This is a genomic window from Candidatus Methylomirabilota bacterium, from assembly GCA_036001065.1.
GTDB lineage: Bacteria > Methylomirabilota > Methylomirabilia > Rokubacteriales > CSP1-6 > MNEF01.
This window is the reverse complement of sequence record DASYUQ010000005.1, coordinates 1-8,882: the sequence shown is the minus strand read 5'-3', so window position 1 is coordinate 8,882 and position 8,882 is coordinate 1. Positions and strand designations below refer to the sequence as shown.

Here is an 8,882-nt window from a genome sequence, read left to right as displayed (position 1 = left end):
GGCCGTGGCCAGCGTGGGTACGTGCGCACCCACGTCCTCCTATAGAGACGCTGGCTGCGGTCGAACCATCTCCTGAACACCGCCCATGTTCGCGGCCATGTGCCGCTTTCACCTGCGAGCTTATTTCGGATCGGGGCTAGGTCGCGCTATTCGATGACGCCCTTGGCGCGGAGCCGGGCGATCTCCCCGGCACCGAGCCCCAGCTCCTCCAGCACCGCCTCCGTGTGCTCGCCGGGTAGCGGGGCGGCGTGGCGGACGACTCCCGGCGTCTCGGAAAGCTTGATGGCGATCCCGAACTGCCTCACCTTGCCGAACTTCGGGTGCTCGGCCTCGACGATCATCTGCCGGTGGTTGATCTGGGGGTCGTGCACCGCCTCCTCGACGTCGTATACCTTGCCGACGCACACGTCGGCCTTGACGAGCCGCTCGTACCAGTCGTCGCGGTCGCGCGTCTTGATGATCGCCTCGATCTCGCGCCGCGCCGCCTGTTCCTCGGCGTTGGCCGCGCGCACGAACTGATCCGGCTGGCGCGCGAAGCGCGCGAGATCGGGGCGGCCGATCGCCTTGCAGAAGTTCTCCCAGAGCCAGGGCTCGGTGCAGCCGATGGTCAGGAGCTTGCCGTCGCGGGTCTCGTAGATGGCGTAGTAGGGGTAGGAGCCGCCCAGGAACCCTTCGCCCCGGCGCGGCGCGACCCCGTCGCTGAAGAAGAACCGCATGTTGGGCGTCGCCGCCAGCAGCGACACCGTGGTGTCGAGGTAGGAGACATCCACGTGCTGGCCGCGACCGCTGCGCTCGCGGGCAAACAGGGCCAGCACGATCCCCAGCGCGCCGTGCAGGCTGGCGCCGGCGTAGTCGGCGATCAGGTTGAGCGGAATCACCGGGCGGCGGTCGCGCTCCCCGATGAGGCCGAGCACGCCGGCCAGCGAGATGTAGTTCAGGTCGTGGGCTGGGAAATCGCGGTAGGGGCCGTCCTGCCCGAATCCTGAGAGCGAACAATAGACGATCCGTGGATTGAGGGCTCGGAGCGTCTCGTAGTCGGCTCTGAGTCGTTTCATGACGCCGGGGCGGAAGCCCTCGACGAGGACGTCGGCGCCGGTGGCGAGCCGCTGGAAGATGGCCTGGCCCTCCGGCGACTTGAGGTCGAGGGTCAGCGAGCGCTTGTTGCGGTTGACGAAAGCGAAGGCGCTGCGCCGCTCCGCGTCTGCGCCCCGCGGGCGCTCGGCATCCGGCGTCTCGATCTTCAGGACGTCGGCGCCCATGTCGGCGAGCAACATGCCCGGCAGCTCGGCGGGCGGCACGCGCGCCAGCTCGAGCACCTTGATCCCGTCGAGCGCTCCCATCGGCGCCTCCTTGCTCTCAGCCGGCGAGGAGCGCCGGACTCACTCGACGTCTCCCACCAGGCGCGACGTGAGCGCGCGAATGTCAGGAATCTCCTCGAGATGGTCGAGCTGCTCGGCGATGGCCGCCGCCTCGTCGCGGGGGATCGCGGTCGACGCGCAGGCCAGGAACTTCTCACGCAGGGTCTCGGCCGAGAGCGGCCGGTCCGGATGGCCGGTGGCGCCCCGCGGCGGCGCCGTCAGGACGCGGCCATCGGTCAGCCGCACCGTGACCCGGCTCCAGGCGTGCTCCTCCAGCCGCTCGGACAGCGTGTCGTCCCCGACCATCGTGACCTTCGGCATGAGCGCGCGAATGGCGGGATCGCGCACGTCGCCGTCCTCGAACGACGCGAAGTCCACGCGGCCGTCGACGACCGCGGCGGCGGCGCAGAACTGCATCGAGAACTTGCGCTCGAGCGCCGTGGCCGGGGCGGGGTGGATGAGGACGCCCGGCGTCACCCGGTTGACGCCGACTTCGATGGCCGCGATCTGCTCCGGCCGGAGCGCATGGCGACGGCGGAGGTCGATCAGCGCGTCGATGGGCGAATGGGTGAGCGCGCACGACGGGTAGGGCTTGACGGCGACGCCGGTCTCCACGAGATGCCAGCGCTGGCCCAACCCGTCGAGCGCCGCCCCCAGTGACGCCGCCTCCCCGAACGCGGCGACGTAGCCCTGCCGGCCGTCCAGCGCGCTGTCGGAGGCGGTGAACCCTTCGCGCGCGAGCGCCGCCGCCAGCACACCGTTTCGCGCCGCATGGCCGGCGTGGTACGGCTTGGTCATCGAGCCGAAGTTCTCCTTGAGGCCGGAGGCGAGCGAGGCGGCCAGTCCGAGCGCGTGGCGCGTCTGGGCGAGGTCCAGACTCAGCGCGCGCGCGGCGGCGGCGGCGCAGCCGAGCGTGCCGAGGGTGGAGGTCGCGTGCCAGCCGCGCTGGTAGTGGCCGGGATTGAGGGCCGCGCCGAGCGCGGCGCTCACCTCGAAGCCGACCACGTAGGCCAGGGCCACCACGCGGCCGTCGGCCATCTCGGCCTCGGCGCAGGCCAGCGCCGTGGCCAGCAGGGGCACGCTGGGATGGCCCATGAGGGCGAACGACGTGTCGTCGAAGTCGTGGGCGTGGCCGGCCACGCCGTTGGCCAGGGCCGCCCACGTCGGCGCCGTGCGGAGGCGGGTCCCCACCACGGTGCAGACCGGCGTGCCGCCCTCGGCCCGCGCCACCTCGCGGACGATCCGCGCCGCCGGCTCGCGGGCCCCGGCCAGCATGACGCCGAGCGTGTCGAGCGCCGCCCGCCGGACCTGGGCGAGTCCCGACCGCGGGCAGTCGTGGAGCGCGGTCTTGACGACGAACTCGCTGAGGCGCGCGCTGGCGGTCACGCCAGAACCTTATCCAAGGCACTCAATTGTCGCAATACCACTCTCAGACAGCCCCGTCGACCATGGTTACGGGTAGTGTCCCGCTGAGTGTGGACATCGGACGGCCATCCTTCAAAATCCACCCGCCGCAATGATCGCACAGGGATGTGCGCTACCGCGGCCAGTACATGATAACGCTCACGCCCACGAGGCAGATCGTTCCGCCCAGCAGGTCGTACCGATCAGGCATGATGCGGTCGATTCCCCATCCCCAAAGGATCGACAGGACGACGAACCACCCGCCGTAGGCTGCATAGACGCGGCCGAAGTGGGCGGGTTGGTACGTTGGGACGACCCCGTACAAGATCAGCGTCACGGCGCCGAGGAGCCCGATCACCCAGTGAGCCCCGTTCCGCCACCACTGCCAAACGAGATAACCCCCGCCGATCTCGCAGAGGCCCGCGAGGAGGAAGAGCGCCACCGAGCGAGTGATCTGCATCACGGACACCTCCCACCGCGGTTCACCGCAGTGCCCGCTTCAGCGTGTGGGCGACGACGCCGTCGAGCCGGTCGATCTCCCCGACGAACCGCCGCTCCTCGTCGGCGGACATCGCCGGCTTCCAGCCGCGCTGATAGAATGCCTTGAGCCATGCTCGCCGGTTCGTCATCTCGATCTCTGGTCGAAATCCTTTGGAGCCCGCGCCGCACTGGCGGCAGCTGTCCGCGAACCTGCCTTCTGGAAGTCTTGAAGAGACGCGCGAGCACAAGTCGACCTGGTCTCCATCGCCCCCAGCGGCATACACCGCCCAACTCACTGCGGAGCCAGCGCTGAAATGTCTGCTCTCTTCACGCCACTGCGCTGCGGCAGACGAGAGAAGCTGGAGTGTCTCACGGTCTCCGGGCTGTAGCAGAGGCGGTGCCTTGCAGAAGAGTTCGCGTTGGTCATTTGACTTTCTCAGCGCAGTAGCTCATTTCGCATTGTGGAAGATCACACCGAGAGTGTACCGCGAACCCAGCGTCACCCTGCTTACTCCGTGGCGCATCGTCGCGCGGTAGTAGCCGCGGGCGCCGGCCACCGGGCGGTAGCGGGTGGTGAAGATGACGATCTCGCCTTGCTCGGTCGTGATCGCCTCGCCGCGGGACTGGGCGCGCGGGCGCTGCTCGACCAGCAGGAACTCGCCGCCCTCGTAGTCCAGGCCGCGACGGCTGAGGAAGCCGGTCAGCTGCAGCGGGAAGGCGATCTCGCCGTAGAGATCCTGGTGCAGGCAGTTGTAGCCGCCGGCCTCGTAGTGCAGGAGCAGCGGCGTGGGCTTGGTCTGTCCCGCGCGCCGGCACGTTACCAGCAGCCGGTCCAGGCTGGGCGGATAGCGCGGGCGCGAGCCGAGGGCCTCCTCCCAGCGGTTGGCCAATCGCGCCAGCGGAGGATAGGCGTGCTGGCGCAGCTCGGCGACCAGCGGGGGCAGCGGCGCCGCGAAGTACTTGTAGTCGCCAATGCCGAAACGGTAGCGCTCCATGTCGACGCGGCTGCGGAAAAGCGCGTCGTCGGGGTAGAGGGCGATCAGGGCCGCGCACTCTTCGGGCGTCAGCACCGGCGGCGTCTTGGCGTAGCCCCGCTCCCAGAGCGCGCGCTCGATCGCCGCCCAGTCGAGCGCAGCGAGGCGCTCGGCGATGGTCATCGCAGGTCGAGCGCCATCAGCTCTTCGTCGTAGTACCGGCGCGCCTCCATGGGCCTCGATCCTATCGCCTCCGCTCTGGTAATGTGCAGCCATGTTCGTGGCCGGGATCGACGTGGGCGGCACCTTCACCGACATCACCGCGGTGGAGACGTCGACGGGACGGGTGCTCGTCACCAAGGTGCCGTCGCAGCCGCTCGACGAGGCGGCGGCGGTGCTGGCCGGGCTGGCCGCGCTCGGGATCGACGCCAAGAGCGTGCGACGCCTCGTCCACGGCACCACCGTCGGCACCAACGCGATCCTCGAGCGCCGGGGTGCCCGGGTCGCGCTGCTGACGAGCGCGGGCTTCCGTGACCTGATCGAGATCGGCCGCACCAAACGCAACATCCCGGCGCTCTTCGTCCCCACCTTCGTGCGCCCCAAGCCGGTGGTGGCCCGGGCGCTGCGCTTCGAGGTGAGGGAGCGCATGCTCCACGACGGCCGCGTGCTCGTTCCCCTCGACCCGGCGGACGTCGAGCGGGCGCTGGGCAACCTGGCCGCGGCCGGCGCCGAGGCGGTGGCCATCTGTCTCCTCCACGCCTACGCCAATCCCGAGCACGAGCGGCGGCTCGGCGAAGCCGTGCGGGCGCGGTTCCCCGCGCTGCCCGTCTCCCTGTCGGCGGACGTCGTCCCCGAGTACCGCGAGTTCGAGCGCTTTTCGACGACGGTGCTGAACGCGTACCTACAGCCGCTCCTGGATCGCTATCTGGCCGGGCTCGAGAAGCGGTTGTTCGAATCGGGTTACGCCTACGGCGTGCTCACGGTGGGCTCGAGCGGCGGCATGATGACCGTGGAGACGGCTCGCCGGCTACCGATCAAGACGATCTTCTCGGGGCCAGCCGGGGGCGTGAGCCAGGCCTGCTTCGTCGCGGGTGAGGCCGGCGTGAAAGACTTCATCACCTACGACATGGGCGGCACCAGCACGGACGTGTGTCTGGTGCGCGGCGAGCGGCCCCTGACGTCCACCGACAACCTGATCGGCGCCTTCCCGGTGAAGGTGCCCCAGATCGACATCCGCACCGTCGGCGCCGGCGGCGGGAGCATCGCCTGGGTCGACGTCGATGGGAGCCTCCAGGTCGGTCCGCTGAGCGCGGGCGCTCATCCCGGCCCCGCCGCCTACGGCCTCGGCGGCAGCGCGGCGACGGTGACCGACGCCAATGTCGTGCTGGGCCGGATGGGAACGGCGCGCCCGCTGGGCGGCACGATCCGCCTGGATGGCGCGCTCGCTCGGCGCGCCGTGGAGGCGCTCGCGGGCCGCCTGGGCGGTCTCGGCATCCGCGAGCTGGCCGAGGGGGTCGTTCGCATCGCGGTGGCGCGGATGACGTCGTCGGTCCGCGAGATCACCATCCAGCAGGGCCACGACCCGCGCGACTTCACGCTGGTCGCCTTCGGGGGGGCGGGGCCGATGCACGCCATCCCCGTGGCCGAGGAGCTGGGCATTCCGCGGATCCTCGTCCCGCTGCATCCGGGAAACTTCTCGGCGCTGGGGCTTCTGGTGTCGGACGTCAAGCACGATGACGTCCGCACGCGCGTGGGGCTCCTGGCCGAGCGCGCGGCGACGCTGCCGCAGACGTTCGCCGAGATGGAGGCTGCCGCCGGGCGGCGGCTCGACGCCGAGGGTTTCGCCCTCGCCGCGCGGCGGAGCGAGCGCTCGCTCGACCTGAGATATCTGGGCCAGGCCTTCGAGCTGAACGTTCCCCTCCGGCCGGGCGCCCCGGACGTCGCCGCGATCGCCCGCGACTTCCACGGCCGGCACCTCGCCGCCTATGGCCACGCCGATCCCACGGGTGAGGTCGAGCTGGTCAACGCGCGCATCGCGGCGTACGGCGTCGTGGACAAGCCCGCGCCGCCGCCCTCGCGTAGCCCGGTGCTCCAGGTGGACGAGGCGCTGATCGGCCGCCGGGAGGTGTGGTTCAGCGGCCTGGCCCACCCCTGCCCGGTCTACGAGCGCGAGGGCCTTTCGCCGCGGGCGGCGGTGACCGGTCCCGCGATCGTCGAAGAGTTCGGCGCCACGACCGTGATCTTTCCGGGCTGGCGGGCGGCGGTGGACGCCGTCGGCCACCTCGTGCTGGAGCGCGCATGATATCCGATCCGATCACGCTCGAGGTCGTCCGCGAGGCGCTCTCCTCGATCGTGCGCGAGATGCGGATCACCCTCGTGCGTACGGCGTACTCGTCCATTCTCTACGAGGGCGAGGACTTCTCGTGCGTGCTCATGGACCGCCGGGCCCAGATCGTGGCCATGTCGCGCGGCCAGGACCACCCGCTGCACATCGTGCCGATCGCCTGGTCGATGAAGGCGGTGCGCGAGAAGTTCGGCGACGACATCCACCCCGGCGACATCTTCCTGCACAACGACCCCTACACCGGCGGCACCCACCTCAACGACGTCGCCATGATCTACCCGATGTTCGCCCCCGCCCCGCAGGAGACGCCAGCCCGGCAGGGGACTCCAGACGAGCTGTTCCTCTTCCCGGTGGTGCGCGCCCACTGGGGCGACGTGGGGGGCATGAGCCCGGGCAGCCTCAGCGGGCAGGTGACGGAGATCTACCAGGAGGGCGTCCGGATCCCGCCGCTCAAGGTCTACGAGCGGGGGCGCCCCAACCAGGCGGTGCTCGACCTCCTGTTCGGCAACATGCGCGGTCCCCGCGACCGTGAGGGCGACTTCCGGGCGATGATCGGCACCTGCCGAAAGGCGGCGGAGCGCGTGGAGGCGCTGCTGGGACGCTACGGCCGGGCCACGCTCGAGGCGTGCATCACCACGCTGCTCGACCGGGCCGAGCAGCGCATGCGCCAGCGGATCCGCGAGCTGCCGCCCGGCGAGTATTGCTATGAGGCCTATCTGGAGGGCGGCAGCGAGCGGCTGGAGCCCCTGCGGGTGCTCGCGATGATCCGGATCGCCGACGACAGCGTCACCGTGGACCTCACGGGGACGTCGCCCCAGACCGCGGGGCCCACCAACGTCGGGCCGGCCATGGCTCCGACCGGCGCCTTCACGATCCTCAAGGCCTTCCTGGACCCCGGCGGCGAGATCAACTCGGGCGCCTTCCGTCCGCTCACGGTCATCGCGCCCGAGGGCACCATCGTCAACGCGCGCCGCCCGGCGCCCTGCGGGGGGATGGTGGAGGTGAAGTACTGCGTGGAGTCGGCGGTGATGGGCGCCCTGGGGCAGGTGCTCGCCGGCCGGGTGACCGGCGACCTCAAGGGCGGCGGCAACCACTGCTACATCGGCGGCCCCGACGGCGGCGGCACCTTCATCTTCTACGAGTACCCGGCCGGCGGCACCGGCGCCTTTGAGGGCGGCGACGGTAGCAACGCCGTCAGGGCCTTCACCGAGAGCGACATCACGACGATCCAGCCCGTGGAGGCGGTCGAGCAGAAGTATCCGCTGCGCGTCGAGCGGTGCGCGCTGCGGCCCGACTCGGGCGGCGCCGGCCGCTGGCGCGGCGGGCTCGGCCTGGTGCGGGAGATCCGCGTCCTCGCCCCCGCCGCTCAGCTCTCGGTCCTCGCCGAGAAGAGCCTGCTGCGTCCCTACGGCGTCTGCGCGGGGCTCGCGGGCGCGCCCAATCGCTTCTACGTCAGCCGCGCGGGGGCTGCGCTCGAGCCCTCGCCGCTCCCCGGCAAGGTCAGCGGCTTTCCCCTCCGGCGCGACGACGTCGTCGTCATGGAGAGCTCGGGGGGCGGCGGCTACGGCGACCCGCTGGAGCGCGATCCCCGGATGGTCGCCGCCGACCTCGTGGAAGGGCTGATCACGCCGGAGGCGGCGGGCGGGATGTACGGCGTCGTCGTCAACGCCGGCGCGGTCGACGCGGCGGCGACGGCCGAGCGGCGCCGCGCGCTCGGGGTGGTCCGCGTCGTGGTGACGCTGGGCCTCCGCGACGACCTCGACGAGTCGCGGGTGCGCCAGATCGCGCTCGAGCGGTCCACCGCCGAGCGACTCGGCGCCGGCCCCGGCGACGTGGTCGAGGTGATCAACCCGGGCGGCGCGCCGCTCCGGGCCTGGGTCACCGCGATCCTGCCGGCCGGCGCCGCCCGGGCCGAAGTCTCGCCCATCGCGCTCACGCTGCTGGCGCTCGGGCCCGGCGCCCGCGTGGAGCTCCGCCCGCTCGTCCGGGCCGGGCGTCCCGTCTAGTGCCGTTCCAACTATTCGCGCCAAGGGAGGCGCCGTGCATTACACGTACGTGTTGCGGAGTGATCGAGATCAACGGCTCTACACCGGAACGACGCACGACCTCCGCACCCGAATCAAGCTGCACGCTGACGGAAAGGTGCGCGCGATCGCTTACCGACGGCCACTGGTACCCGTGTACTACGAGGCCTGCCTGAGTGGCGATGATGCGTTTCGCCGGGAACGGTTCTTGAAGACGGGGAAGGGTAAACGCTTCTTGCGCAACCGCCTCGCGTCGTTCCTGGCCAGATTTAGTACCAACAAGTTGGAACGGCACTAG

At 70.8% G+C, this 8,882-nt stretch carries 8 protein-coding genes; 3 read left to right on the top strand and 5 right to left on the bottom strand.

Annotated elements, in window-relative coordinates:
• Positions 1–146: 146 nt before the first annotated feature.
• From VGV13_00815 to VGV13_00795, 5 genes are all read right to left on the bottom strand, one after another.
• Positions 147–1,340 carry a CaiB/BaiF CoA-transferase family protein gene (locus tag VGV13_00815; protein HEV8639623.1) on the bottom strand — a complete coding sequence of 398 codons (1,194 nt, stop codon included), beginning with the start codon at positions 1,338–1,340 and terminating at the stop codon, positions 147–149.
• A 39-nt stretch (positions 1,341–1,379) separates the two neighbouring features.
• Positions 1,380–2,744 carry an MmgE/PrpD family protein gene (locus VGV13_00810; protein HEV8639622.1) on the bottom strand — a complete coding sequence of 455 codons (1,365 nt, stop codon included), beginning with the start codon at positions 2,742–2,744 and terminating at the stop codon, positions 1,380–1,382.
• Positions 2,745–2,895: 151 nt separating this feature from the next.
• On the bottom strand, positions 2,896–3,222 hold the full coding sequence (locus tag VGV13_00805; GenBank protein ID HEV8639621.1) for a YnfA family protein: 327 nt from the start codon (positions 3,220–3,222) through the stop codon (positions 2,896–2,898).
• 22 nt (positions 3,223–3,244) lie between these two features.
• Entirely contained in the window at positions 3,245–3,391 is a 147-nt protein-coding gene (locus tag VGV13_00800) for a hypothetical protein (protein ID HEV8639620.1), read from the bottom strand.
• A gap of 300 nt (positions 3,392–3,691) precedes the next feature.
• Positions 3,692–4,399 carry a 2OG-Fe(II) oxygenase gene (locus VGV13_00795; GenBank protein ID HEV8639619.1) on the bottom strand — a complete coding sequence of 236 codons (708 nt, stop codon included), beginning with the start codon at positions 4,397–4,399 and terminating at the stop codon, positions 3,692–3,694.
• A 91-nt stretch (positions 4,400–4,490) separates the two neighbouring features.
• Here VGV13_00795 and VGV13_00790 point away from each other — a divergent pair, with 91 nt between their 5' ends.
• Genes VGV13_00790 through VGV13_00780 form a run of 3 tightly spaced genes read left to right on the top strand, consistent with a single transcriptional unit; the run spans position 4,491 to position 8,882 of the window.
• The gene (locus VGV13_00790; GenBank protein HEV8639618.1) at positions 4,491–6,518 is read left to right on the top strand and encodes a hydantoinase/oxoprolinase family protein; all 2,028 of its coding nucleotides are present in this window, start codon (positions 4,491–4,493) and stop codon (positions 6,516–6,518) included.
• Positions 6,515–8,566, top strand: coding sequence for a hydantoinase B/oxoprolinase family protein (locus VGV13_00785; GenBank protein HEV8639617.1), 2,052 nt, complete (start codon positions 6,515–6,517; stop codon positions 8,564–8,566). Before VGV13_00790 ends, VGV13_00785 begins: the two co-directional genes overlap by 4 nt.
• A 34-nt stretch (positions 8,567–8,600) precedes the next feature.
• On the top strand, positions 8,601–8,882 hold the full coding sequence (locus tag VGV13_00780) for a GIY-YIG nuclease family protein (GenBank protein ID HEV8639616.1): 282 nt from the start codon (positions 8,601–8,603) through the stop codon (positions 8,880–8,882).

Coding starts and splice junctions, on each gene's coding strand:
- VGV13_00805 (HEV8639621.1), bottom strand. CDS start 3,222: ATGCAGATCACTCGCTCGGTGGCGCTCTTCCTCCTCGCGGGCCTCTGC.
- VGV13_00815 (HEV8639623.1), bottom strand. CDS start 1,340: ATGGGAGCGCTCGACGGGATCAAGGTGCTCGAGCTGGCGCGCGTGCCG.
- VGV13_00795 (HEV8639619.1), bottom strand. CDS start 4,399: ATGACCATCGCCGAGCGCCTCGCTGCGCTCGACTGGGCGGCGATCGAG.
- VGV13_00785 (HEV8639617.1), top strand. CDS start 6,515: ATGATATCCGATCCGATCACGCTCGAGGTCGTCCGCGAGGCGCTCTCC.
- VGV13_00790 (HEV8639618.1), top strand. CDS start 4,491: ATGTTCGTGGCCGGGATCGACGTGGGCGGCACCTTCACCGACATCACC.
- VGV13_00800 (HEV8639620.1), bottom strand. CDS start 3,391: ATGACGAACCGGCGAGCATGGCTCAAGGCATTCTATCAGCGCGGCTGG.